General features: G+C 48.1%; 24 protein-coding genes. 12 read left to right on the forward strand and 12 right to left on the reverse strand.

Going from position 1 to position 26456, the window contains the following annotated elements; translation table 11 throughout:
- Window positions 1-56: 56 nt before the first annotated feature.
- Window positions 57-812, forward strand: coding sequence for a DNA-binding transcriptional regulator YciT (locus ACF2G4_RS19105; protein ID WP_243079333.1), 756 nt, complete (start codon window positions 57-59; stop codon window positions 810-812).
- A gap of 337 nt (window positions 813-1149) precedes the next feature.
- Here the strand turns inward: ACF2G4_RS19105 and ACF2G4_RS19110 are convergent, their stop codons facing one another.
- From ACF2G4_RS19110 to ACF2G4_RS19125, 4 genes are all read right to left on the reverse strand, one after another.
- The gene (locus ACF2G4_RS19110; RefSeq protein WP_215848479.1) at window positions 1150-2355 is read right to left on the reverse strand and encodes a sugar transporter; all 1206 of its coding nucleotides are present in this window, start codon (window positions 2353-2355) and stop codon (window positions 1150-1152) included.
- 288 nt (window positions 2356-2643) lie between these two features.
- A complete protein-coding gene (gene araC / locus ACF2G4_RS19115) occupies window positions 2644-3522 on the reverse strand; it encodes an arabinose operon transcriptional regulator AraC (protein ID WP_409076159.1) in 879 nt (292 codons plus the stop codon).
- A gap of 103 nt (window positions 3523-3625) precedes the next feature.
- Window positions 3626-5032: an MFS transporter gene (locus tag ACF2G4_RS19120; RefSeq protein WP_409076160.1), complete on the reverse strand. Its 1407-nt coding sequence runs from the start codon at window positions 5030-5032 to the stop codon at window positions 3626-3628.
- Window positions 5029-7068 carry a beta-galactosidase gene (locus ACF2G4_RS19125; RefSeq protein ID WP_409076161.1) on the reverse strand — a complete coding sequence of 680 codons (2040 nt, stop codon included), beginning with the start codon at window positions 7066-7068 and terminating at the stop codon, window positions 5029-5031. The genes ACF2G4_RS19120 and ACF2G4_RS19125 overlap by 4 nt, the downstream gene beginning before the upstream one ends.
- Before the next feature lie 359 nt (window positions 7069-7427).
- Here ACF2G4_RS19125 and ACF2G4_RS19130 point away from each other — a divergent pair, with 359 nt between their 5' ends.
- The 5 genes from ACF2G4_RS19130 (at window position 7428) to ACF2G4_RS19150 (ending at window position 12261) form a co-directional block, all read left to right on the forward strand.
- Window positions 7428-7760: a gamma-glutamylcyclotransferase family protein gene (locus ACF2G4_RS19130; protein WP_409076162.1), complete on the forward strand. Its 333-nt coding sequence runs from the start codon at window positions 7428-7430 to the stop codon at window positions 7758-7760.
- Window positions 7761-8149: 389 nt separating this feature from the next.
- Window positions 8150-8455: a DUF1471 domain-containing protein gene (locus tag ACF2G4_RS19135; protein ID WP_243079328.1), complete on the forward strand. Its 306-nt coding sequence runs from the start codon at window positions 8150-8152 to the stop codon at window positions 8453-8455.
- 434 nt (window positions 8456-8889) lie between these two features.
- Complete coding sequence (locus ACF2G4_RS19140; protein ID WP_409076163.1) at window positions 8890-9609, forward strand: dienelactone hydrolase family protein; 720 nt, start codon at window positions 8890-8892, stop codon at window positions 9607-9609.
- A 242-nt stretch (window positions 9610-9851) separates the two neighbouring features.
- On the forward strand, window positions 9852-11123 hold the full coding sequence (locus ACF2G4_RS19145) for an OprD family outer membrane porin (RefSeq protein ID WP_409076164.1): 1272 nt from the start codon (window positions 9852-9854) through the stop codon (window positions 11121-11123).
- A gap of 226 nt (window positions 11124-11349) precedes the next feature.
- Window positions 11350-12261: a LysR family transcriptional regulator gene (locus ACF2G4_RS19150; RefSeq protein WP_409076165.1), complete on the forward strand. Its 912-nt coding sequence runs from the start codon at window positions 11350-11352 to the stop codon at window positions 12259-12261.
- Window positions 12262-12350: 89 nt separating this feature from the next.
- Here ACF2G4_RS19150 and umuC read toward each other — a convergent pair whose 3' ends face one another.
- On the reverse strand, window positions 12351-13613 hold the full coding sequence (gene umuC / locus ACF2G4_RS19155; protein WP_332626897.1) for a translesion error-prone DNA polymerase V subunit UmuC: 1263 nt from the start codon (window positions 13611-13613) through the stop codon (window positions 12351-12353).
- A 466-nt stretch (window positions 13614-14079) separates the two neighbouring features.
- Window positions 14080-15099 carry a LacI family DNA-binding transcriptional regulator gene (locus ACF2G4_RS19160; RefSeq protein ID WP_215848705.1) on the reverse strand — a complete coding sequence of 340 codons (1020 nt, stop codon included), beginning with the start codon at window positions 15097-15099 and terminating at the stop codon, window positions 14080-14082.
- 315 nt (window positions 15100-15414) lie between these two features.
- On the opposite strand from ACF2G4_RS19160, the gene ascF reads away from it, so the two are divergent.
- Window positions 15415-16863 (forward strand): PTS cellobiose/arbutin/salicin transporter subunit IIBC, encoded by a 1449-nt coding sequence (gene ascF / locus ACF2G4_RS19165; protein WP_409076166.1) that lies wholly within the window; start codon window positions 15415-15417, stop codon window positions 16861-16863.
- A 32-nt stretch (window positions 16864-16895) separates the two neighbouring features.
- Window positions 16896-18326: a 6-phospho-beta-glucosidase gene (locus ACF2G4_RS19170; RefSeq protein WP_409076167.1), complete on the forward strand. Its 1431-nt coding sequence runs from the start codon at window positions 16896-16898 to the stop codon at window positions 18324-18326.
- 82 nt (window positions 18327-18408) lie between these two features.
- On the opposite strand, the gene ACF2G4_RS19175 is transcribed toward ACF2G4_RS19170, so the two are convergent.
- The 3 genes from ACF2G4_RS19175 to ACF2G4_RS19185 form a co-directional block, all read right to left on the reverse strand.
- Window positions 18409-18987: a C40 family peptidase gene (locus tag ACF2G4_RS19175; protein WP_243079321.1), complete on the reverse strand. Its 579-nt coding sequence runs from the start codon at window positions 18985-18987 to the stop codon at window positions 18409-18411.
- A gap of 335 nt (window positions 18988-19322) precedes the next feature.
- Entirely contained in the window at window positions 19323-20582 is a 1260-nt protein-coding gene (locus ACF2G4_RS19180; RefSeq protein WP_243079320.1) for a Gfo/Idh/MocA family protein, read from the reverse strand.
- Window positions 20583-20885: 303 nt separating this feature from the next.
- The gene (locus ACF2G4_RS19185; protein ID WP_215848484.1) at window positions 20886-21305 is read right to left on the reverse strand and encodes a translesion error-prone DNA polymerase V autoproteolytic subunit; all 420 of its coding nucleotides are present in this window, start codon (window positions 21303-21305) and stop codon (window positions 20886-20888) included.
- Window positions 21306-21830: 525 nt separating this feature from the next.
- Between ACF2G4_RS19185 and ACF2G4_RS19190 the strand changes: the two genes are divergently transcribed.
- From ACF2G4_RS19190 to ACF2G4_RS19205, 4 genes are all read left to right on the forward strand, one after another.
- Window positions 21831-22139, forward strand: coding sequence for a hypothetical protein (locus ACF2G4_RS19190; RefSeq protein ID WP_409076168.1), 309 nt, complete (start codon window positions 21831-21833; stop codon window positions 22137-22139).
- Window positions 22140-22402: 263 nt separating this feature from the next.
- Complete coding sequence (gene ycgZ / locus ACF2G4_RS19195; RefSeq protein WP_215848486.1) at window positions 22403-22648, forward strand: regulatory protein YcgZ; 246 nt, start codon at window positions 22403-22405, stop codon at window positions 22646-22648.
- A gap of 188 nt (window positions 22649-22836) precedes the next feature.
- On the forward strand, window positions 22837-23130 hold the full coding sequence (locus tag ACF2G4_RS19200) for a hypothetical protein (protein WP_243079318.1): 294 nt from the start codon (window positions 22837-22839) through the stop codon (window positions 23128-23130).
- A gap of 163 nt (window positions 23131-23293) precedes the next feature.
- Window positions 23294-23548, forward strand: a complete 255-nt coding sequence (locus ACF2G4_RS19205) for a biofilm/acid-resistance regulator YmgB/AriR (RefSeq protein WP_215848487.1) — start codon at window positions 23294-23296, stop codon at window positions 23546-23548.
- Between the two features lie 72 nt (window positions 23549-23620).
- On the opposite strand, the gene ACF2G4_RS19210 is transcribed toward ACF2G4_RS19205, so the two are convergent.
- From ACF2G4_RS19210 to ACF2G4_RS19220, 3 genes are all read right to left on the reverse strand, one after another.
- The gene (locus ACF2G4_RS19210) at window positions 23621-23758 is read right to left on the reverse strand and encodes a hypothetical protein (protein WP_215848488.1); all 138 of its coding nucleotides are present in this window, start codon (window positions 23756-23758) and stop codon (window positions 23621-23623) included.
- 140 nt (window positions 23759-23898) lie between these two features.
- Complete coding sequence (locus ACF2G4_RS19215; protein WP_243079317.1) at window positions 23899-24102, reverse strand: hypothetical protein; 204 nt, start codon at window positions 24100-24102, stop codon at window positions 23899-23901.
- Between the two features lie 166 nt (window positions 24103-24268).
- Window positions 24269-26422, reverse strand: coding sequence for a beta-glucosidase (locus ACF2G4_RS19220; protein ID WP_409076169.1), 2154 nt, complete (start codon window positions 26420-26422; stop codon window positions 24269-24271).
- Between the last annotated feature and the right edge of the window lie 34 nt (window positions 26423-26456).

Consider the following 26456-nt stretch of genomic DNA (forward strand, 5'->3'; position numbering starts at 1 on the left):
AGGCGGCGCGGATTCTCTGTTAAACTGTGCCCCTTATTTTCTAGCGAATAGCCGACATGAACGCACGTCATCAACAGATTATTCAATTGGTTAACACGCGAGGCAGCATCGCCGTCAGTGAACTGGCGCAGATCACCGGTGTTTCTGAAGTCACGGTACGTCAGGATCTCAACATGCTGGAGCGCGACCAGTTTCTTCGTCGCGTTCACGGGTCGGCCCTTGCGCTGGACAGCGATGACGTAGGCATGCGCATGAATACGCGTTACGGCATCAAGCAGGCGATTGCCAGCCACGCCGCCAGCCTGATCAACGAAGGTGAATCGGTTTTTATCGAAGGTGGCAGCACCAATGCTTTGCTGGCACGCACATTATCCGATCGTCGCGATGTTACCGTTATTACTGTCAGCCACTACATTGCTCACTTACTCAAAGAGGCGGCTTGTGAAGTGATTGTATTGGGTGGCATGTTGCAGAAAAGCAGTGAATCGATGGTCGGCCCGCTGACGCGTTACTGCGTACAGCAGGTTCATTTCCATAAAGCCTTTGTCGGTGTTGATGGCTGGCATGCTGAAACCGGCTTCACAGGCCGTAATATGCTGCGCTGCGACGTCGTTGATGCCGTGCTGGCGAAGGGTGTTGAAACGTTCGTTCTGACCGACTCTTCCAAGTTTGGGCAAATCCATCCTTATCCACTGTCGCCGGGTTTTCAGGTTCGTCGGGTGATAACCGACAGCGCCCTTCATCCCACCCTCCTGACACAACTTCAGGAACAGAACGTGGCGGTTATTCAGGTTAATGAGAAGGTCGTCTGAAATGTGGGTGCTTTAACCTTGCCCCTGTTTTAGGTGTAATGTATGGGTGAACAGAGAGAAGATTCCGTTCGCCCTCATCAACACGTTTTTTAATACATAAACCCTGCGTGCTAAAAACAAGGCCGCCCCTTGCCATTCTGGGACAGATTAAATCGTGTATTTAGTCAATAATAACAGCGCTGAAAGGGATTTAATTTGGGAATTAAACGCGTAAAGCAGGAAAGTTTTATAACTAATAAAAGCTAAAAAGTAACTAACGTATATTACAGGCCGCGAAGGTTATTTTAATTAAATAAGCCGGTATTCTTTGCAGAATTACCGGCTCTCTTCAACACGATTACGCGACCAAATCTTGTTCTTGCTGACGCGCCCTGCCAGGCCATTTTTTGAATGCGACTATTGCAATCAACATCGCTGACAGGCCAAACAGCGCCCCAACATAACCCACTGAGGAGAGTGAAAGATCAATGCTGACGGTTTGACCAACCAGCGCGCCTAAGCCAATACCAATGTTGAAAATACCTGAGAACATTGCCATACCGATGTCGGTGGCTTCTGGGGCCAGCGTCAATACTTTCATCTGCATTCCCATACCGATGATCATGAATGCGATGCCCCAAAGCGCACAGATAGCGATCAAACCGCTCATGCTGTGGGCAACGCTTACCATTGTCATCAAACACAGGGTGAGTAGAGCTATCGCGCCAATCAGCAGGTTCGACAGATGTTTTTCACCATATTTGCTGAAAATAATGCTGCCACTGATCCCAGCCACACCGAAGATAAGCAGCAGTAAAGTGGCGAAGTTATGGCTCATTCCTGCCACTTGTTGCACAAACGGCTCGATATAGGTAAACGCGCTGAAATGCGCCGTCACAACGATGACCGCCAACGCATACAGGCTTAACAGCGCTGGATTCGTCAGTAATCCCGGCAGGCTTTTCAGTGATCCACTCTGTTCAGAGGTGACACGCGGCATAATTTTGATAATCATCGCCAACAGAATCATGGCGGCAACACCAATAACTAAAAAGGTGACGCGCCAGCCAAAACTTTGCCCAATGATACGGCCAAGTGGCAAGCCCAGCACGGATGCCAACGCCGTTGCCGTTGCCAATAAACCCAACGCCTGAGCGCGCTTCCCTGCAGGAGCAAGGCGAATAGCCAGCGAAGCTGTAATGGACCAGAACAGCGCATGTGCAAGCGCCACGCCAGCGCGGCTCACCAGCAAAACGTCAAAATTCCAGGCGAAAAATGAGAGCAGATGGCTGCCCGCAAACAAACTGAACAGGCTCAGCAGCAGCACGCGCCGATCAATTTTGCTGGTCATCAACATGAGTGGCAGCGACATAAGCGCCACTATCCAGGCATAAATTGTCAGCATGACGCCTGCCTGCGCACTCTCCATGCCAAAGCTCAATCCAATATCGGATAAAAGCCCAACAGGAATATATTCTGTGGTGTTAAAAATGAATGCTGCAACGGCAAGTGTTAAAACACGCAGCCATGCAACTTTACGGGACACCGTTTGCAAGTCAGACATAATTAATCAACCCTGGAACCTGAAATAAGAAAGCGCGCAATGGTAATGGCGCGAGCTTCCTTCATTCAAGCTTAATGTGATCAATGTCGCATTTTTCGCAAATCTGGCGCGTTGGGATTAGATATATTCAGCCATATGATTAGTATTCTCTATCCGAATCAAAATAAGTCTTATCATAAAAAATAAATGAGCCGTTTTTTATTCTTGATATCGATATAATTTTTAATTGGGATTATTAAATAATATAAGCTTCCTTTCATCTCATTTCACATCGCATTAACAGAACCCCTAAGCACGGCTACATTTGTCCTGTTTTTTCCGATACTCGCGTGGGCTAACGCCCATGTGGTGGCGGAATATGCGCGAGAAATAGAGCGGATCGTTATAGCCCACGGTCAGGGCGACCTGCGTTATCGCAAAGTTGGTTTTTTGCAGCAGCTCGCAGGCACGGGCGACACGCTGTTTTTCGCGCCAGGCCGATATCGTTTGGCCCGTCTCTTTCTTAAACAGGTGCGCTAAACGCGAAGGTGAAAGGCAGGCGAGTCGAGCCAACTGGTCGATATGGGTTTCTTGCGTCATGTGCTCATTAAGAAACTGGCAGAGTTTTTTAATACGCGGATCGATTCTGGGTTGCCGAAAGTCTGGCTGAGCGCGAAAGCACTCCAGAATCACCTTTTCGACAGCGTTCATTGCTAGCGCTTCCGCTAACGGCTCATCGCTGACGCTAAGCTGAATAGCCTCCATAAAGCGCGATCGCATTTCTTCGGCTTCTTCAGGTGCCGTTAATACAAGCCGCCCGATTCCTTCCACACATTGATTCCATTGCAGCCACTCAAGCCAGTAAGTGCGCGGAATGAAATAAATCCACAAATGATCCCAATATTCACTCTGTTCATCACGGCCGTAATGATGCGGCACGCCCGCCGGAAACAGTAAAACCTCGCCGGGCTGGCACTGAAAACTACCTTTGGAGGTATAGATTTTGCCACTGCCACGCAGGGTTAAATTGAGGATCACTCCCTTCATGCCGCCTGCGCGGTGGATAAAAAAGTCGAGTTTGCTGCCACGTGTAATGGGCGTAAAACCGGCTACCATCCAGGCGTTAAAAGTAAAACGCCGGACCAGCGGGGAAAAACCGACCATGCCTGCTTCTTCAACCTGTGCCATTTTTTATGTTCTGCCGGGCTTGATAAGGTCAGGCAGCATAGCGCAACGGAATATTTCCGCTGCGCTGCTGCTCCGATCTTGAAGCTTTTCAGAATGTTGGTCGTTATGGATGCACCTGTAGCGTGATTGAGGACGCAACAATTGGCGCCTCAAATTTGCCCTGCGCAAGGTCGGCGGCGACCTGCGGATAGATGTCATCAAGCCGATAAAAATAGAGCAACGCCATGTTTAACAGCGCGAGTACCAACGGGAATGCGATAAACAGAAACTGGATCATCTGTAATGCGCTGGCGGGTTGAACGCCGCCGCCACTGACAAATCCCGCAGCGCTTAGCATCCAGCCAACCGTCGCTGTACCGAATCCCATACCGACTGTCTGACCAAGCGTACCGGCGCTAAACAGAATACCTTCAATACGCAGCCCGGTTTTCCACTCGCCGTAATCAATAGTGTCAGCCAGAAAGGCGAACATCGTTGCCCCAATGCCACAGAACCCAATACTGCGCACCACCGTGGCGATAATCACAAACAGTGCATCTTGCCGGTTAAATAAAGGGATCAAATAAGCGATACAGCATATCGATAAGCCAAGCAGCGCCAGATTTCTTTTGCCTAGCTTCTTGATGAGAAAAGGAATGATAAGCAGCGTAAGCAGTCCCGGCAGATACTGCGCCACGCTAATCCACGACATCATCGAGATGTCTTTCAAAATATATTTTGAGTAGTAAACGCTGATGGTGCTCAACATCGTCAGGCTGGTAAAAGTGATCATCAAATAAAAAAAGATCATCATCCAATACTTGTTCGCCAGCATTGAGCGCCGCACGCGGTGAAAAGAGATGTGCTTACGATTATCATCGCGTACCGGTTTTATGCGCTCACGCGTTCCAAGGGCGGTAATCGTCAGAAAAACAGCGGTAAATGTGCCGTATAGAGCAAAAACCACCAGCCAGGCGCGGCTATCGTTGCCCAGCCAGGCGATGAGCGGCAACGTAATTACGCCAACGGTCAGCGAGCCGCAAGTAGAAAGCCCTTTGCGAAATACGCTAAGAATGCCGCGTTCTACGGTATCGCGGGTGATCAGCGCCAGTAGAGAACCGTAGGCGATGTTATTAGCCGTAAAAAGAATGTTTGCCAGCAAATAGGTTACGCAAACCCAGGTGACTTTCACCGTATAACTGGCGTCCGGCACGCACGCGAGGAGAAAAGTTGAGAGACCAAACGGGATGGCAGTCCACAACACCCATGGCCTCGCTTTGCCGTAACGTGTTTGCGTTTTATCGATGCGGATGCCGACCCAGATGCACAGCAAGCCATCCAGAACACGGGCAATAAACATCAACGATCCAATCAAAAACGCAGGCACACCGACCACATCAGTGTAGTAATACGCCAGAAAAGTCACCATCAAGGTGTAAGTCAGATTCGTGCCGTAATCGCCAAAACCAAATGATAAACGTTCACGCAGACCTACCGGCGGATGGGTTGTAATTTGTGGATTCGCTTTCATAACGCCTCCTCGCCACACAGGATGCAGAGATCCCAACTCGCAATGTCCAGCGTTTCTCCCTGTTCAACGGCGTGGTTGTTCAATAATGAAGTGGCCCGTAGCAAAGGGTTTTTCGCCTGTTGCGGTGTAGAAGAGTAATTGAGCAGGAAAATCACTGTTTGCTGCATCTTGGTTTTCGCTTTCCGTACGATCAGGGGAAAGGCGTAATCTGAGCGTAGCGGCGTCAATGCTGGCGTGGCCAGAAGCCCGCTAAAGATGTGCTCCATGCCTTCGCTCGACAGGTTACAACCAATATAGGTCGCCGAACCTTCGCCATACGTGTTACGGGTGATAGCCGCATATTTACCCCAGTAAGGATGCTCATAGCGCGCCAGCACTTCTGTTTCTGCTGAGGTGGGCTGCAATAATTCCATCCAGTCTGTTACGCAACCGACATCACCTTCTAACCGAAAAGTCTCTTGCGACAACCGCACATCATCAGGCTCAACAAACAGCTGATAGGAAACGCCACACGCTTCGCCAATAATGCCCGGCTGCAAGGCGGTGCGCACCTGCAGATTTTCATCTGCGAATCCCGATTTAAAAGAATAAATGATATGCCCGCCGCGCTCGACAAAAGTATTCAGGCGTATCAGCAGTTCATCCGATGCGGCATACAGCAACGGCACAATTAATACGTCATAACGCAGCGCGCGAGGATCATCAGCATCAAGAATATCCAGCTCGATATTCAACCGATACAGTGCGTCATACCAGCTACGGAAAAAGTCGTTGTATTGATGCGCCTTGTCACCGCCAAATTGATGCCCGCGCCACGGATGCCAGTCCACCGCCGTCAGACAACGGTTACTGACCAGCATCGCCACGCGATTGCTCTTGGTCAGGCCCGCTAATACGGGGGATAACCTTTCAAGGCTGTTGCCAATGCCGCACGCTTCATCATAAACAGGATTCGGCAGCAGATCGTGGCTGAGTAAACCTTTCCAGTAGGTTTCCCAGGCATTATGAATTGAGTGCCAATGCCAGTAGCCGACCATTGACGCACCGTTAGCGATGTGGCTAAACGCTTGTAATCTCAGTTGCCCCGGATAAGGCGTCCAGTCTTTAAACGCTTGCGCCTGGGTTTCCAATACAAAGTAGTTTTGATCTTTAGTTGTGCGGGCAATATCACCCGTAAACGCGATTTCCGCGCCAGTAAGGCGTGATTGCCCGGGATGATAGACATCTACACCGGTCACATCCAGCAGGCGTGACGTGGCAAAGTGGTCAACTTCAGCGCGCAGGCCAAATGACCAGTTGCGCCAGTCAAAATCGAAATTGTGAGTGATAAATTGCGACGCTGAACGATACTGTTTCACCAACTCGACCTGCCACGACAGGAAATCGGTCACTAACTGGCGCTGAAAAGCTTTGAACTCCGCGCCAAGGCTGGCATTGATAGTGCCTTCCACTGACGGGAAATCTTCCCAGGCATCCACGCGGTTGCTCCAGTAATCCAGCCCAAAAGCGCGGTTAAGCGAAGCCAGATCATCATTAAATTTTTTGCGTAGCGACTTAACAAAGGCCACCTGAATGTGATGGCCACTGGTTTCATAATATTTGGTTTCGTTATCAACCTGAAAACCGATGACAGCAGGATGTGCAGCCGTGGCCTCTAATAACTGACGAATAATACGTTCGGCGTAATAGCGATAAACCGGGCTAGCGATATCCATTTTTTGCCGTGGCCCATATTTATTCTGACCCTGCGGCGTTGTCGCCAACACTTCTGGATAACGTTTTGCCAGCCAGGCGGGCACCGCGTAGGTAGGTGTACCGATAATCACGCTAATGTCATTTGCATGCATGCGATCAAGAACCGTTATTACCGAAGAAAAATCAAACTCGCCTTCTTGCGGTTCATAGGTGCTCCAGGTGCTTTCAGCGATGCGTACATAATTGATGCCCGCTGCTTTCATCATGGCGATATCTTTTTCCAGACGCTCTTCTGGCAGATATTCACGATAATAAGCAGTACCAAACCAAATCTTCTCCATTCGCATTCCCGCTTTGTTTGCCGCTCAGGCTGCTAACTTAGCGGAAAGCTTCGATGCGAAGCTGTAGACGGCTGTCGCCAACATACAGAAATCTGCTATCGCCTTAAGAGTCTGATCGCGATCACATAACCGCGGTTAAGCCGATTGACCCACGCTTGAGCGCCTTTAGCGCGCGCTGTAATGAGATGACGCGCAGGTTATAACCCCCCTTTTATCTCGGTTTGCTGTGTATCGATTTATGCCGGGAACGCTTTGCACTGATTAAAATAATTTGGCATATTTTTTGACCCGGTGATGAGTCTGATAGCGTTACCGGACAACGCCAACGTGAGTTTTATTTAGGGAATGCTTGAAGGAAAATGAAGAAATTATTTGTCTACGGCACATTATGTCCGGGCCGCTCTAATGCACATATTCTGGAAAATATTGGCGGTGAATGGCAACAAGGTTATGTAACGGGGACCTTTTATGAGCGGGGCTGGGGAGCAGCAGCAGACTTCCCAGGCGTTGTGCTGGATAAGAACGGCCAACGCGTCAATGGTTACCTTTTTTTCTCTGACAAGCTTGAGCCGCATTGGCCGATGCTGGATGAATTCGAAGAGGGTTATGATCGCGTTGAAGTAAGTGTCACAACAGCAGCAGATCAACAGATTACGGCTTGGGTATATCAACTTCAGCCACAAATCAGCTGATAATCTACTGAACTGGCCCTTCCAAACCAGCGCGGCCTCACTGACATTTTCGTTGTTTCGCTGGTTCCACTCATCACCTCATCCGCGTATTTAATCCTCTCTGTAACTGTTTCTGAAACCCCCAACTTGTAAACAGATGAAAATATTCTCCTGAAACATTAATTCAAATGTGGCTGAAGTTTTCATAAGCAATTAATTAGCAGCAAAAGCTAAAACAGATAACACAAAAGGGTATTTGATAACATCCATCACAACTTGTTAACAAGATTCGTGATCATCAACGTTGTCGAAGTTGATCAGCGCTAACAGTGCAACAACGTCTAACAATCAATCGTGTTTACGCTTTCCTAATGGCCGGCTTTACCTTCCGTTTTCTGAGGAGTTCGATAATGAAAGCATTAGTTCAGGATGTTTTATCTATATTTTCCCATCCGACCGTTAAACCCGTATTTATCCGTTCAGGGTTATCTTTTCGTGAAAAAAACTCCATTCAGCCTATGGGAGTTACATCGGTAAGTTGGGCGACATCCATGGAGGAATTAAATGACGCCTTGTTACATAAAGCCCTGGATGCGGGTGCCGTGGGATATCACATCACCGAAGTCGAATCTCACAAACAAGGTAAAGATGAGCAGTATCTGCTAGCCGCGACGGCGACGCTGTATACTCTCAATGAAAAAGTCGCTTATGGCTAACCCGTGACGTTTAATTATTCATCGACATCAAAGGCATTCATTAACTGCTCAACAGCACATTGTCTTATTTTTATTGCCGAGACAATGTGTTTTTTTACACCACTTTAAACTTTCCCTCTTTTGTATAGCCTATTTTTTAATAAGTTTCAGTTACGGAATTTCAATACTCTTACATTAATAAAGGAATCTACTCTTTTCTTTCTGTTACGTGCAGAGTTTTCTTCGGCAGCTTTGATTTTGTTATCACAACCTTCAGTTAAATCACGCTGTTTACTGTAGTATCCCCGTTTTGTTTATTATTCGTACTCAACTGAACAACGCCATCTTTTAGCATTCCCTGCGCTGGTACTTTTCTTCGGTTGATAAACAGAGTCTATTTAGTCAATGTAAAACATTCGTCCCCTCATCCCATTACTTTTCACTTAAGAGAACTTATGTCTACTGTGATTACTTCCAGCTGTGTTTATCGTGTCGGCCAAGACAGTTTCGAAGGCAAACTGGTTTATACCGATAACAATTCCTCTCCGCGCCCCGGTGTGGTCATGGCACCAAACTGGATGGGTGTGACATCCACTGCCATTGAGCAGGCAGAAAAAATAGCCGCCGAGGGCTATGTGGTTTTGATTGCTGACCTCTATGGTCAGGGGAAGCGACCTGCATCAGGTGATGACGCAGGTAAATATATGATGGAAGTTAAAGATACTCCCGCTGAAGTTGAACGCATGAATGCCGCGCTGGTTGCCTTGGTGAATCAAAAAGAAGTGGCAGTTTCAGCCAGTAAAATTGCCGCTATCGGTTTTTGCTTCGGTGGCCATTGTGCACTTGAATTAGCGCGTAGCGGTGCTGATATTAAGGCTGCTGTTTCTTTCCACGGTACGCTGGATACCAGTGGCTTATATGAAGATAAAGAACTCAAAAGCGCCGTATTAGTCCTGGACGGTGCTGCCGATCCACTCGTGCCGAGAGAGCAGCTTGCCGCGTTTTCTCATGAAATGACGTCTAAGAATATTGACTGGCAATTAATCAGTTATGCAGGTGCGGTGCACTCGTTCACCGATCCAACGGCGAATGTTGAAGGCGTTTCCCAATATAATGCTGACGTTTCACGTCGCGCATTTAAATCTATGTTCGCACTGTTTACCGAAGTCCTTTAATCCTTTTAGTTTACTGCCGTGGTGTCTGGATATTCAGGCACCACGCTTTCCACCAGCGCGTGAGTTATGTCATTGCTTATTATTTATCCCACCTGACATTTATAATCAGAATCCGCACTATTCGATAAAAGCTTTTCCCTGCTCTTTTTTGAAACAGTGATAAATTGCTCGCCCTCAGGCGTCTGCTCTGCCTGAGAAAAGGGTATCTACTGAATAAAATAAAATAGACAGGGTAATTGAACGTGAACAAATCTTTGCCGTTAGCCATATTCGTGACACTCAGCGCGAATTCGGCCTTTGCCAGTACTGGGCAGCAAAATAATGGATTCATCGAAGACAGCCATCTTGATGTATTACTTCGCAACGCTTATATCAAGCGCGATTATAAAGATGAAGGCGTACGCGATCGTGCGGAATGGGGCCAAGCCGTTATTGCTACCTATTCATCCGGTTTTACGCAAGGCCCGGTAGGATTTGGTGTTGATGGTATTGCTCAATATGCTGTGCGTTTGGATGGCGGACGCGGTCGTAGTGGTGCTGGCGGCATCGACTTTTTTGCTCAGGACCAGGATGGAAAAGCAAAATCCGACCTCGCTAAATTCGGTGCTACTGCGAAGATGCGCTTCTCAAATACCGTGCTGAGCTACGGGACACAGCGCCCTGCTCTGCCCATTTTGAACAGCGATGATTCCCGCCTGCTGGCCGAAACCTATACCGGTTTTATGCTCGACTCTCAGGAGATCGAAGGCCTGGATGTCAGCGCGGGTTACTTTACCGATGAACAACAGAAAAGTGATGACAGCCATGATACCGGCCTCAGTAGCCTGGCTTTTGCTGGCGCCCACTATCAGTTTAACGATCAGTTCAGCGGTGGGTTTTACGCTTCGCACGTTCAGGATGTTCTGAACAAGCAATATCTGAATCTGAATTATCGCCAGCCTTTAGTGGCTAACCAGGCACTAATACTCGATTTCAATGGTTATAACTCACGGCTTGATCAGTCTTATGCAGACAGCCAAAATACCGGACGCAGTAATTCCATCTGGAGCCTGGCGGCAAGTTACGTGTGGGATATTCACACGTTTAAACTGGCTTATCAGCAGAGCAGTGGCAGCACGGGATACCATTATGGTGGGTATCGCAATCAGGGCGGCACTGGCGATGGCGGCAATACCATTTGGCTGGCGAACTCCTATTGGTCAGATTTCAATGGTGAAGATGAACGATCCTGGCAGGTCGCTTACTCGGTTGATCTGGCGGGATTAGGTGTTTCTGGGTTGAGCTATGATGCAGCGTATGTCCGCGGTGACAATATCAAAACCTCGGCATCCAGCAATGGACATGAGCATGAATTCTTTAACCAGATCCAATACAAAGTTCAGGATGGATTCGCTAAAGATCTAAAACTGAAATTGCGTTATTCGATTCTACGCGTTTCGTCAGATGCAGCCGATTATAATATCGGTGGTAATGAAGTTCGTGTCTTTGTTGAGTATCCTTTCTCACTGTTATAATCCGATTTGATGTAAATTTCTCATTAAAGCAGTGGCAACGCACCCAGCCACTGCTCCTTTCAATGTGAAGTGAAAAATGCTCACAGAAAAAACATTATTGTTTGTTCTGCACGTCACCAACCTTCCGATTAAATTAGAGTGAAAGGCTGTTGCATGTAGGATCGGTTTTACTACAGCTTCGGTTAGCCGTGAGGTTAGTGAGATTTAACGTGTTCAATGAGGATATATGGAAAGAATTGAGTGTGATCGCATGTTCATTGCCGTCATGGAAACAGGGAGTTTTACCGCCGCTGCCCAGCGTTTGAATACCAGCCACGGACAGGCATCAAAACTTATTTCTCGTCTTGAGCGTGAACTTGGCGTGAATTTACTCCGACGCAGCACCCGTTCTTTGACGCCCACCGAAGTGGGCCGTGCCTATTATGAACAAATTAGGCAGCTTATCGCCGACTATGATGCACTCAATGATTCCGTGCGTAATACGTCAAATTCGCCCTCAGGTACATTGCGAATTTCTGCCCCCGTCACTTTTGGAACATTGAAATTACCGCATCTTTTGATCGAATTTGCGCGTCAGTATCCTGATATTGAGCTGGATGTTCATTTTGCCGATCGCGCAGTGAATGTGGTTGATGAAGGTTTTGATCTGGCATTACGCATTGGCAATCTGGAAGACAGTAATCTGATCGCCAGAAAGCTCAGCGATATCCGCATTGTTCTGGTTGCCTCTCAGGAATATCTTTCACGCAGGGGAGTACCGATGCATTGGCAACAACTTATTGAGCATGACTGCATTGTAGATACTAACTTTCGCGATCCGTATCAGTGGCCATTCAGGGATGAAAATCAGGGCATCTCTACGCAGCCAGTACAAGGTAGAATGAAATTATCCAATGCTGAAGTGTGTCTGAATGCAGCTATTGCCGGGCTGGGAATCTCTCGTCTCCCCACTTTCGTCGTGAGCGAAGCCCTTAAAAGAGGCGAGATTCAGTCTGTGCTCACCTCTTTTGAAGCGCCGCCAATGGGGCTTTACGCCGTCTATCCCCCAGCCAAATATCTGGCGCATAAATCCCGTGTATTAATAGACTTTTTGGCTGCCGCATTCTCTGGAAAACCAACATGGGACACATCGCTGTAATATCATTAAAAGAGAAACAACCCCTCTTTTCGATGATTAATGTGTGTGTAAGAAAGCGGATACGTTTAAACAATCCCGTTTTCCGTTGACTACTTTGCCACCGGCAAATCTGAGAAACGGGTGGTGTACGCCGGAGAAAGCATTTCGCGTTTCATCGCCCATGACTTCACTGTTCCCTGTCCAGCAAACCCAATACGGCCGCGCTCTTTTTCATTGATCTGATCCATAACCTGCATCAACGCTGCGCTGTTGGCCTGCGGCTGGAATTCATCAAAAAGGTTAAGCTGGGCAACGCCCTGACTGAAAAAGTCGCTGAGAATAACCCCCGCTTTCATGTAGCGATGACCCTCTTTCCACATCGCATCAAGTGCACGAACGGCGACGCGAATAATATCGCGCGTATCATTTGAAGGAATTGGCAGGTTACCGCTCACCTGATTTGTATAGAACACTTCGCCTTCCGCATGGGGACTGGTGCGAATAAACACGCTGATCAAACGACAGTGCTGCCTTTGCTGACGTAACTTTTCTGCGGCACGTTCAGCATAGGTGCAAATCGCCTGATGCATTTCTTCATATTCAGTGATGCGATAACCAAAAGAGCGGCTGCACATGATTTGTTGCTTGCTGGGGGAATATTCGTCCAGTTCCAGACAGGGCTCGCCGCGTAATTCGCGCACGGTGCGCTCCAATACCACGTTGAAGTGTTTTCTGATGATCCAGGTACTTTGTTCGGAAAGATCTTTGGCGGTAATAATGCCCATAGCGTTGAGCTTTTTGCTGATACGTCGTCCGACGCCCCACACCTCTTCAACCGGCACCAGCGCCATCAATTTTTTCTGTCGTTCACTATTAGAGAGGTCAAGCACGCCGCGGGTTTTAGTCCATTTCTTTGCCGCGTAATTTGCCAGCTTCGCCAGGGTTTTGGTTGGTGCAATGCCGATGCCCACGCGCAAATGTGTCTCTCGCCAGATACGCTGCTGAATCTCGTAGCCAAATTCCTCCAGCACGCGACAATTACGGATGCCCGCCATACTCATAAAAGCTTCATCAATTGAATAAAACTCTACTGCGGGTGCCATCTCTTCCAGCGTGCTCATTACACGATGAGACATATCAGCATACAAGGCATAATTTGAGCTAAATACTTTTACCTTATGATGAAGTAATTCATCTCTGATTTTGAAATACGGCGCACCCATTTTTATGCCCATTTTTTTCGCTTCCGCTGAACGCGAAATAATGCAGCCATCGTTATTTGAAACCACGACAACCGGCTTTCCCCGCAGGTCGGGCCTGAATACGGTTTCACATGAGGTATAAAAATTATTAACGTCGACTAATGCAAACATAGTAACCCAGGGAATGAAAGCATCGGCAAATCAGCGTGAATGCATCACCTGACGTGATAAAAAGCGGACTGTTTTTAATTAATTGATGACTCAGCAAGCTTTTCATCGTAGCGTTACCGATAAACTGTATATCCATACAGTATTGCTGATGCAGAGAATTGATCAAGTCTAATCTGGCCTTAATGAACAACTTGCTCATTATTCATGCTTTTTTCGACTAATTTTACAAAACCATGCTAAACGGGATGACATCTCGGGTGCTTTTATGCGGAAGCGGCATCGTCCGGGCCCGCTCTGAGGCATAACGCTTGGTGACAGGCTTTTTTAATTAAAAAGGAGTTGAACCTGGCGAGATAATGAACAAATCTATTTCACTAAAACAGTGATAAAAGGGGATTTCTTTGATGGACAGACAACCGCGTAATAAAGGTGGATTACCGCCAGACGCTATTTGGTTGACAATTTTCTAAGGATGGAAATAAGGACCCGTCGTAATAGAATCACGCGCGATCAGGCTGGCCGTAAACACTTTTTGTTGTTCAAATTCTCCACCATCCAACATGGAAAGCAGGCGATTGATTGTCTCTTTGATCATTTCAGTGACGGGCATTTTCATGCTAGAGAGGGAAGGAATAGTGTAGGGCGCCAGTGGAATGTCATCAAAGCCAATCACCGACACAGCAGAAGGCACCGAAATATGGCATTCAGCCAGCCTCTTTAGAGCCCCGACGGCCATCTCATCATTGCTGGCAACAAGCGCGCTAAATGTCTGGCCTCGCTTAAGCAATATATCAACCGCATCCACGCCGCTTTGCGCCGTCCATTTTCCTTCCACAATATGCGCGTTATTTATCTCGATATTCTGTTCAGCGAGTGCAGATTTATAACCTGAAAGGCGTTCCATTCCGGTTGGGGAATCCAGTGAGCCGGTAATAAACGCGATATCGCGATGGCCTAATTTAATGAGATGTTTTACCGCCGCCGCGCTGGTTAATTTTTGATCAGAAAAAATGCAGTAACTGTCGTTGCGTCTCAATCGCCGGTTGATGACCAGGATGGGCTGTTTGTGGAGCGAAATGATCTCATCCATCTCAGCAATAGAGAGAAAACGCGGATAGATAATGATGCCGTCGCAGCGAAGATCCAGCAAAAACTGAATTGCTGCCCTTTCATCTTCAGCCGTATGTTTGCCATCGGCGAGTATCAGTTGACGGCCTTGTTCTTCCATCATGCGGGCTGAGTGAAGCATCAACTCGCTGAAGATATTGCCGCTATACAAGGTGTTAGTGACCACCAGCCCGATAGTTTGCGTGCTTTTTATCGCAAGATTACGCGCCAGTAAATTAGGACGATAGCCTGTTTCCGCAATGGCCTGCAGCACGTGCTCACGCTTTTCCTGACTGACGTAGCCGTTTCCAGACAGAACGCGGGAAACTGTCGCTTTTGAAACACCGGCTTTTTTAGCCACTTCAAGTATTGTTGCCATCATTGCGCCGTCTTAATCGCCCTCTTTTTGGCAGTCTACCTAAGCCACTCTTTGTTTTGAAATATTTTCCAATTTGTACTGCATGCTCCGGTGATCCTTCAGGTTGATCATCGTCACATAATCAAAAATTCACAAATTTTATCTCTTGTTCATATCGATAAACATCTTCATGATTTTATGAAACCGGTTTCCTACAGAGGTTTCATAAGCGATGCCCAGGCTGAAAAAAGCGCTGAATTATTCAAATGACATTGGCATCGTTGATGTAACACACCGGTCAGAACACTTACCGATTTCTCTACAGAGATAAAACCTATGCCGAAGAACTACGCTGAGGTCTCACACGCTATCGTTGATGCGCTAGGTGGCCTGAATAATATTGAGGCGGTCACGCACTGTATGACTCGCCTGAGATTTGTGGTGAAAGACCCCTCGTTGATCAACAGCCCGACACTGAAATCTATTGATGGCGTCATGGGCGTGGTTCACAACGACACGCAGTGCCAGGTTATCATTGGCAACAACGTGTCGAAGGCTTACCAGGAAGTATTAAAACTGGGGACGCCGAATGCCGCACCGTCTTCAACCGCACCCCGTAAAATAACCTTGAAAGGGATTGGCGCAGGCATTCTTGATGCACTCGTCGGAACAATGTCACCTTTGATCCCCGCCATTATCGGCGGCTCCATGGTAAAACTGCTGGCCATGATCCTGGATATGGCCGGTGTTTTTGAAAAAGGCTCCTCAACGCTGATCATTTTGAATGTTATTGGCGATGGCGCATTTTTCTTCTTGCCGGTGATGGTGGCTGCTTCTGCTGCGCTTAAATTCAAAACCAACATGTCGCTGGCCATTGCGATTGCTGGCGTGCTGGTTCATCCCAATTTTGTTGACCTGATGGCGAAAGCGGCACAAGGACAGGTTGTCGAATTTGCCGCTATTCCAGTGACAGCAGTGAAATATACTTACACCGTGATCCCCGCGCTGGTGATGACCTGGATTTTGTCTCACATTGAAAGGGGCGTTGATCACATCACGCCGGCGGTAACCAAAAACTTCCTCAAACCCATGCTGATTGTGTTGATCGCTGCCCCGATTGCGATTGTCTTCATCGGGCCGCTGGGCATCTGGATTGGTAGCGGCATTTCGGCAATCGTCTACACCGTTCACGGTTATCTGGGCTGGCTTTCTGTCGCTATTATGGGCGCAATATGGCCATTGTTGGTGATGACCGGCATGCATCGTGTTTTTACCCCAACCATCATTCAAACCATCGCAGAGACCGGTAAAGAAGGCATGGTTATGCCTTCTGAAATTGGTGCCAATTTGTCACTTGGTGGCTCATCTTTGGCGGTCGCTTTCAGGACTAAAAATCGTGAGTTGCGTCAAACTGCCTTGGCCGCAGCGGCTTCGGCGATTATTGCCGGGATTTCTGAGCCAGCGCTTTATGGCGTGGCGGTGCGCTTAAAGCGCCCTTTGATCGCCTGCTTAATCAGTGGCTTTATTTGCGGCGCGGTTGCCGGTATTGGTGGGCTCGCCAGCCATTCGATGGCCTCTCCCGGCCTGTTTACCAGCGTGCAATTTTTCGATCCCACGAATCCTATGAGCATCGTCTGGGTCGCTGCCGTGATGGTGCTTTCCGTGGTGCTCTCCTTTATTCTCACGCTCATTTTAGGGTTTGAAGACATCCCGGAAAGTGAAGCAGCGCCGACATCAGCGAGTCCCCTTTCCGCTGACACCGTTAAAACTGTTAATGCTAATTGACTGGCGATCGTTGCCAGATACTGAGGTTTTTTATGTCTGAATCGACATTTCCTGAAGGTTTTTTATGGGGTGGCGCATTAGCCGCTAATCAGTCAGAAGGCGGCTATCTTGAAGGTGGTAAAGGACTGACTACAGTAGACATGATCCCACATGGATCCAACCGCATGAAGGTCAAGCTGGGTCTGGAAAAGCGATTTACCCTGCATCAGGATGAGTTCTATCCAAGCCATGAGGCGATCGATTTTTATCATCGCTATCACGACGATATTGCCTTAATGGCTGAGATGGGATTCACCGTTTTTCGCACCTCAATTGCCTGGAGCCGCATTTACCCCAATGGGGATGAGCCAACGCCTAATCCGCAAGGTATTGCGTTTTATCGCGATCTGTTTGAAACCTGCCGTCAATATGGCATCGAACCGCTGGTGACGCTGTGCCATTTTGACGTTCCCATGCATTTGGTCACCGAATATGGTTCATGGCGTAATCGCAAAATGATCGACTTTTTTGCGCGCTATGCACGTACCTGCTTTGAAGCGTTTGATGGCCTGGTGAAATACTGGTTAACCTTTAATGAGATTAACATTCTGCTGCACAGTCCCTTTTCTGGTGCAGGCTTGGTTTTTGAAGAGGGTGAAAATCCAGAGCAGGTGAAATATCAGGCGGCGCATCATGAACTGGTGGCCAGCGCACAAGTAACCCGTATTGCGCATGAAATCAATCCTGAAAATCAGGTTGGCTGCATGCTAGCAGGCGGGAATTTCTACCCTTGGTCAAGCAAACCCGAAGACGTGTGGGCAGCATTAGAAAAAGATCGTGAAAATCTGTTCTTTATTGATGTGCAGGCTCGAGGTGCTTACCCCTCTTATTCCGCACGGGTGTTCCGCGAAAAAGATGTCAAGATTGTCATGGCGGATGAAGATGCTGAAATCCTGAAAAATACCGTCGATTTTGTTTCATTCAGCTACTACGCGTCACGCTGCGCGTCGGCAGATATGAATGAGAACAACAGCAGCGCCGCCAATGTGGTGAAGTCATTAACCAACCCGCATCTCAAGCGCAGCGACTGGGGCTGGGGAATCGATCCGTTGGGCCTGCGTATTACCATGAACATGATGTATGACCGTTATCAAAAACCGCTGTTTCTGGTGGAGAATGGTCTTGGCGCGCGTGATGAATTTAATGCCGATGGCGAGATCGTTGACGACTATCGCATCAGCTATTTACGCGAGCACATTCGCGCCATGGCAGACGCGATTGCCGACGGTATTCCGGTAATGGGTTATACCACGTGGGGTTGCATCGATTTGGTTGCAGCATCAACCGGAGAGATGAGTAAACGCTACGGATTTGTCCACGTTGATCGCGATGATCACGGAAACGGAACGTTGCTGCGCACCCGTAAAAAATCATTTTGGTGGTATAAAAAAGTGATTGCCAGTAACGGCAAAGATTTAGACTGAGTCCTTTCTCGGACAATGGCCTGAGAAACGTTAATTTTTACGCATCTCAGGTCACGTCTTCGCGCCAAAATAAACAGCACAATTAGTTTTTCGCCAAGGTGACTGCGTTCGGTTCAGCATTAAAGGTTATTTCAGCGTTATATTCTTTTGGTAAACGCCTTGCCTGATAAAAAACGCGTTTCCAGTAAGGATTGTGGAGCGAAGAGCGCATAACGCCTTTACTGGAAGAGGCGTGTAAGAATTGATGGTCAGTGTCATAGAAGCCAACATGCATTTCATGATTAATGCGGAAAAAGACTAAATCCCCCGGTTGAAGATGCTCGGCATCGACACGTTTTCCCATTTGAATAAGCTGGGTGGTCGTCACGCGATCCATGGGAAGATTGAAACGGTCTTTCAGCGTTCGCCAGACAAAACCTGAGCAATCAACCCCGGTTAACGTGGTTCCACCCCAATGATAAGGTGTGCCTTGCCAGGAATGCATTTGGTCATGCAGTGCTGCGACGACGGGAATCAGATCAGGTTGCTGATCAGAACGGCTATAGGTATCAGTTGTATCCGCAGGCAGATTTTTATGGCCAGTAGCAGAATGAGATGAGCACCCCGCCAAAGTAACAAACGACAGACAGAATAAGACTTTGACTCTTTTAGATAACGTCATGATGGCGGATACCGGGTGTTTTAGCACATTAACTGTGCGTGGATTTATACAGCACCGGTTTAATTGAAAAAATGACCTATCTACTTGAATTACACACACTTAACTTCATTGACGCAAATTTACAATTGTAAAATCTATTAACGCCTCTCTTTATTAAACACTTTACATAAAAAATTTTATAAGCATGGGAAATAGATTTAACCGCGTTATTATTTTCTTGATTAATAATGACATGTATCTATAAGCGTTAATTAGCTCGTGAACCCCTTCGCGGATGAGCGAGTAAAACCTGACATAACCCGCGTCTAAGGGGTATGCCCGGCTTTCTGTCTGTTTTAACGTTGCGTTACAGCCAGTGGCGAATGTTCAGACGGATAATCTATCCTCACTGGCAATCCTTCCCGTGCAGAACGATAAATTGCTTCCATCAGCAGGTGATCCTGCAATCCCTCTTCGCCCGGCGAATGGAAGGGCCGATTGTGCAATATGCCGTAAGCGAAGTGATCAATTTCAAGCGTGAACTGATCTTGGGGCGAAAGCCGGATTTCATTTACCTGCTCAGCATCACCGCACCGCTGCGCTACATACAAGCGCTGGCCTTGATAAGCATAAGCATTTTCCAACGACACCCAACCTTTCTCTAACCGGATGTTCATATCCTTGCATTCATGCGCGCCGTAGCTGGTGATACAGTGAGCAATAACGCCCGACGGAAAACGCAGCGTAAAAGTGACCGACTCTTCGACTTCCTGGTAGCGCGCATCCTGCTCTGGATTAATGATTTGCGCATAGACCTCAATGGGATCCTCGGCCAGCATGGTACGAACACCGTTCAGGCAATATAAACCGATATCTGGTAATGCCCCGCCACCTGCTAATGCGGCACGCATACGCCATTGCTCGCCCGGGCCTTGCACCTGAGTGGTAATAGCCTGAATAAAGCGTGGTCGGCCCAGCTCACCGGACTGCGTCAGCCGCGCCGCTTCGAGATTGAACACGTCATATTGGCAACGATAAGCGATCATCAGTTTGACACCCGCCTCATTACAGGCGGCGATCATTTCACGCGCCTCCTCAGACGTGTTTGCCATCGGCTTTTCACACAGCACATGCTTGCCCGCTTTCGCCGCAGCTACCGCATGATCGCGATGCAGGCCATTTGGCGTCACGATATAGACCGCATCAATGGCTTTGTTCTCCGCCATGCGCGCCATTTCGTCGTAGCTATAAATAGCATCTGCATCGATACCGTATTGCGCCGCAACCACTTGCGCTTTGTCACGTCGACCAGAAACCAACGCTACCGGGCGGGCATATTGGCTTTGGCGAAGAGCAGGCAAAATTTGATTCAGCGTTAAACGCCCAAGCCCAACGATAGCAATGCCAAGACGTTTTTCCGGCGGCAGCACCACTGGCGGTTCAGGCTCGGGACGATCGGCTTGCCCTTTCCAGTTCTCGAAGCTTACTTTTTCATGCTCCACGCTACCTACATCTATCTTTGCGGGTTGTCCAAAGTGGGCTGGAACCGGTAAAGGTTGTCCAGTGGGCGTCCCCGGCCCTGTCTGGGCGTATGAGGCTTTGCGCTTATGGGTCATGCTTCCTCCGTTTGCATAGCACGATGTATACCGCGTCAGAAATAAGGCTGCGGAGTAATGCGCTGAGCGAAATATTTATTTCATGGATTATAAAAGATAGGAAAATATTTCACTTATCGCCAGCGAGAGGGCTTTAGAAAGGTAGGAAAAGCGCAGAAAAACAAAGCGTAACGGCTAGTTATGCCGCGCGCTTTGTTTTTTCCCATGCGGTATATCTGATTGAACTCAAATAACAGATAAAGAGGAATAAAGCCGTTCTACGCGGTAAAACCTCTTCAATTCGATCATCTGTTATCTTTTAATTTAGTGTGTCGATTTAATCACAAACGTTACTACACCAAAAATCTCCAGCCCTTCTTCGCTGTTGATATTAATGGGTGAGTAAGCACTGTTCATGGGGATAAGTTGAATAAAGGGGCGCAGCTGGAGGCGTTTTACGGTGAATTCGCCTTCTATTGCAGCGACGACAATATTTCCGTGCTCGGCTTTCATGGCGCTGTCGACGACCAACATATCGCCGTCACTGATACCGGCTTCAATCATGGAGTCACCGCTCACGCGAATAAAATAGGTGGCGCTGGGCCGCTGAACCAGCAGCTCATTAAGATCCAGTCGCTGCTCGACATAATCCTGAGCGGGCGAGGGAAAGCCACAAGGTACACGCTCAATATAAAGCGGCAATTGCATAACGGCGCGGATCTCCGCAGGTTTAATGAACTCCATAACATTTTCCTCCTCAAATCAAATAACTGTATATATTTACAGTAATGGGTAACGGGGGATTCAGGCAAGTTAAGTCATGGGCTTTTTTGTAAAGGGACTGACAGAGAAAGGAATTTAATTTTTTGGCGCAGTCCGTGAAGATTGAAACGCGGTCATTTACGCAGCAAAAAGGATGAAATATCAGCAGGTAATCGCACAGATTTTTTAGACAGAATTCAATTTGAGTTAAGTGAATTATTAAGCGTGAAGTGCTGATGTTTTTTTTGCGATCAAGCAGATTTTTTAATCTGAAGCAGTAAAAAATGTTGAGTGATTAAAAGGCATTTTATGAATAATAATAGCGCTACCATTCCCTTCATCGTATTAACCCCATGCAAACGCATAGCATGAGACTACCGGTAACGTTGATTAATAATACCTATTAATTAAATAATCACGCCTGAAAACAGATTAACAAAAATGCATTTGTACTCTGCTAAAATGAAATGTTACGGTAAAGAATAATAAATAGCTTCGGAGGTAATTATGTTTTTTTCTGAAAAAGAAAAAGCGAATGTCATTATTGGCGAAGCTGCATTTGCTCTCATCCTTGCCCGCCAGGAAGTCAGTGTTGAATCGTTGATTCAGCAATTAAAAGTTATGGCAGGAACGGAAGCCGACGAATCGCGCTTGTTAAAAATAGAAAAGGCAAAGGTCTGGCTAACGGATTTCAGGAGTGTGAGCAATCGTAAGCCCGCGCAAATTGAATGGCTTGTAGGGCAACGTAATGTTGAAGAGTCAGCCGATCATTCGTCCAATGACATTCAACTGAATAAGAACGATAAAGATGCCTAAGTTTATCGTGAACGTGCCACCGTCTTGTGGCACCTTCGTAAAGACGCTATTCTTCCCTTATACAAAATCCTGGACAAGAATCAGCGCAACAGGTGAGTAAAAACCGCTTTTAGACCTCTCTCTAACCCTCTGTTTTATAACGCTTAGCATTTTTTGCACAAAAATCCCGCCAGTAAAAAACCAAAATCCTGTACAAGTTTTTGAAAGATGTATAACTTCCGCTCAATAAACAGGGTATATTTTTAACCACTGAGGACTTGAACATGCGCCAGAACGGTCATGCACCTGATACAACCAGCGACATTGCCCGTTACTTCAACCAAGCCAACTTGCCTTCGCAGCAAGAGACGTTAGGCGCAATCGTGGTTGAAATCCTTCGTGCCGGTAACACGCTTAGCCGTAAAGCGATTTGCGGCAAGCTGCTTCGTCGTCTTGATCAAGCTACCAGCACTGAAGAAGAGAACCATTACCAGGAACTGATCGGCATGCTATTCGGACGTGAAGGATAATCGTTCTGCAGCAATATCCGGGTTTCAAAGAGTTAACTTGCTTTATTTTAGCAAAATTCTGATCGGACTTTATCCGGAAGACTGAGGGCCGCTTTACCCGATAAGGTCAACAGATGTCAGGCGCATGGCATCTGTTGACGCAATCACGCCCTGAAAGTGGTCATAAAATCGTAATCAGAGAAGCCAGTATGTACAGAAGTGATGAAGAAAAACTGACGGATGTGGTGATCGGCGAAGCAGTGCTGACATTGCTAAAGTCAGACAGCCCTGTTTCGAGTACTGCGCTTATCGCGCAGCTTGAAGTCATGGCTGCGGCTGCAGAAGACGCAAAAATGGTGCGTGCTATCAAAGGCGCGGTAACTGAAGTGCGTAAAGGAATGGCTGCTGCCAGCAAGCGAAGCAAACTCGATTTCCCTGATCGAGAAAATATAACGCATCGATTTAACAGTGAAGGCCCACCAGAAGGTTCAAAAAAGCACTGAACCCTTGTGACGCCATCATGGTAAAGCTGGAAAAAAAATCAGGCGCGGCAGGAGATTAAGAAATGTTTGTAGCTGACTCCGGGCAAAAGACAAACATGTACTACACTCCTTTCTGTTTACACCGGAATGCGTTTATTTAAATTTTCCTCAGAGAAATATGACCATGCAACAAGACACTTCAAACTCAGCAATTATCGAGTATTTTCGTAGCGCAGGCGATCAGTTGGCTTCAGAAACTGAGCTGTTGGGTACGGTGATCAAAAACATCGTCACCGATCAGGGGTATGTGACTAACAAAGCCATCATCCTGTATCTTATTGCCGAACTGGAAAGCACCTCAGACGTGGTAAAACTGGATGTATTGCGTAAGACGCTGGAAATCGTTGTTGGCCGTACGCCAGACGACGCCGGTATCTGATAACACGCCTGCGTTAAGGTTTGGCTGATAACGCAGGCTGCACTTTTTTGAATCCCTTCAGTAACAGTTCGCCTATTTTTCTACCGTTTCGATAGCACCATGAGTATCAGGTTTTACACCTTGATGACTTGCTGTTTCGAACCCACCTTTTGCTGCCACCACTGAACAGGACAGCGCCGCAAGTACTGCCAGCGTTATCTGTAATTTCATCGCCTTTCTCCCTTTAAAGCCCGCTTTTACGTTCACAACAGCATATAAAGATTAGCCTGGCAGATAATCGCCTCAGGCGAGAAGCCAGAGGGATATTTGAATGGTTTTCAGGAAATTTCTTAAACAAAAACGTTCGAGGATCAGTGCATTTTACGAGCGAAAAAACCAATCGCTTGCTTACAGAGTTCCTGTACTTTGGAATCGCCGCTCTCTTCGCTCATGCGAAACAGGGCATCTGTGATTTCGTGGAAATGGACAGGTCGGCCCGTTTCAATCAATTTAGTCACCGCCGCGCCCACAATGGCGCGTATATCTACAGAAATATACTCTTCATCGTTGTTCACACAACCTCCAACCGATGTATGCATATACAGCCTAACAATTTGGCGCGAGAAAAACAAAATCGGCAAGCACTGATCAGATGAGCAGTGCTTACGTCGCATCGTAAATTATCGCTGTCTGCCTACTCACTATGCTATGAGGTTGATTTCCCACCCGCCTTGCTAGCCTTTACACCTGATAACCGAATGTGCGGCCCGGCAAATCGACATGCGTGCTCAAAACTGTTTCGGAGGCGTTTTTGCCCAACAAAACCTGATAACGTCCTTGCTCAATCAGCCATTGCGATTGTTCTTCATCCCAGCAAGCGATCACCCGCGGCTCAAACGTTAAGCGAACCTGACGGCTTTCTGCAGGCTGTAGCTCCACACGCCGGAAGGCCGCCAGGCGTGATACATAACGTTGATCTACTGGATGAAGATAGATTTGCAGCACGTCAGCACCCTTTCGCTGGCCGCTATTGGTTACAGTCAGCGTCACGTTGATGTCTGAGCCTTCTGCCGTGACATTGAGATCAGAATAATCAAAGGACGTATAAGAAAGGCCGTAACCAAAAGGGAACAGCGGCGTTTGCTGTGTGCGCATAAACCAGCGATAGCCAACGTCTGAACCTTCTACATCGTAATCCACAGGGATAATTCCGCCTTTAACGGGCATCCCCGGCAGCGAAGTGGTGCTTTCAGGATCAATTTGCTCAGGATGTGGCAGTTGTGCTTCTGAGGCTGGGAACGTAATCGGTAAACGTCCTGATGGATTAACCCGCCCAAACAGAACGCCGGCGATAGCTTCGCCCCCGCCCGAGCCGGGATACCAGGCTGCAACGACCGCCGCTACCGCATCTAACCACGGCATCGTCACTGGACCGCCCGTTTCCAGCACCACGATGGTTTGCTGGTTTTGCGCCGCAATCGCCTGAATCAACAGGTTCTGCTCATCGCTGAGCGAAAGGCCCTGCGCATCCAGCGCTTCCGATCGCCACTCTTCCGCAAAGACAATCACTGCGTCAGCTGTGCGCGCCTGTTCAGTGGCTTCTGCAATATTTTCACCGCTGAGATAAGTGACTTCTGCCGCGCCTGATTCTGCACGAATCCCCCAAAACGGCGAAGAGGGATGAAACACTTTCTCGGTCTCGATGCCCATAAAATCCACACCCGGTAAGCGCAAGCTGCCCACCGGCGTGACCGCAGAAGAACCGCCTCCGGACAATACGCCATGATCGGCATGGGCCCCCACCACCAACAGTTTGGCCGCGCCCCGTTTTAACGGCAGCGTTTGATGACTATTTTTTAATAGCACAATGCCCTGCTCAGCTTCGCGCTGGGCGATAAGACGATGGGCCATATAATCAATATCGCCGTGCGGTTGTGCCGGATGTTCGATGGCACCCACGGTAAACAAGCTGCGTAAGATGCGCCGCACCATGTCATCAATACGGCTTTGTGGTACCTCACCTGCCGTCACAGCATCCTTAAGCGGCTGATCAAACCAAACCTGCTGATCGAGATTGGCCCCCGATTGTACATCCAGCCCAGCAAGCGCAGCTTTAGCGGCTGAATGCGTGGCGCCCCAATCTGACATCACCCAGCCGGGATAATGCCAATCCCCTTTCAGCACGTCATTCAGCAAAAAGGTGTTCTCTGTGGCCCATTCGCCATTCACCAGGTTGTAACCTGGCATCACCGATCCGGGTTGACCGATCTCATTGGCAATCTCGAAAGCCAGCAAATCTGATTCACGCATTGCGGATTCACTCAGATTAGAGCTGACCACCACGCGCCCGGTTTCCTGAGGATTAACAGCAAAATGTTTGACGGTAGAAACCACATGCTGCGACTGAATGCCGCGCACCGAATGACCAGCCATGACACCGGTAAGCACGGGATCTTCAGAAAGATATTCGAAGTTGCGCCCGCCGCGCGGCTCGCGAATCAGATTGGCGCCACCCGCCAACTGCACATTGAAACCCTTAGCAAAAGCTTCACGCCCCACCATTTCGCCAGTGCGTTCCGCCATTTCAGGGTTAAACGTAGCGGCGAGCAACAAACCCGACGCCAGCGCGGTCGCGTTATCACCAGGTCGCACGTCGCCTAACGCCGTGATGCCAAGGCTGGCGTCACTTTGCTGCATGGCCGGAATGCCCAAGCGGGGAATGCCGGGATAGTAAGCCGCTGAACCAATCGCACCGTCGGGTAGCGTCTCATCATCTAAGGGGATCGCCATAGGTCCCGAAAGCCAGGCGAACTTCTCCTCTTCCGTCATGGCTTTCAGTACTTTGTCAGCTTTTTCGTCCGCCGACAGTCCAGCTTCTTGCCAATCGAATCTCATTGTCTCTCCTTGCTGCGATCCCCTGAGCGTTAAG

The organism is Pantoea phytostimulans (genome assembly GCF_046118715.1).
In the GTDB taxonomy this organism is placed as follows: Bacteria; Pseudomonadota; Gammaproteobacteria; order Enterobacterales; family Enterobacteriaceae; genus Pantoea; species Pantoea phytostimulans.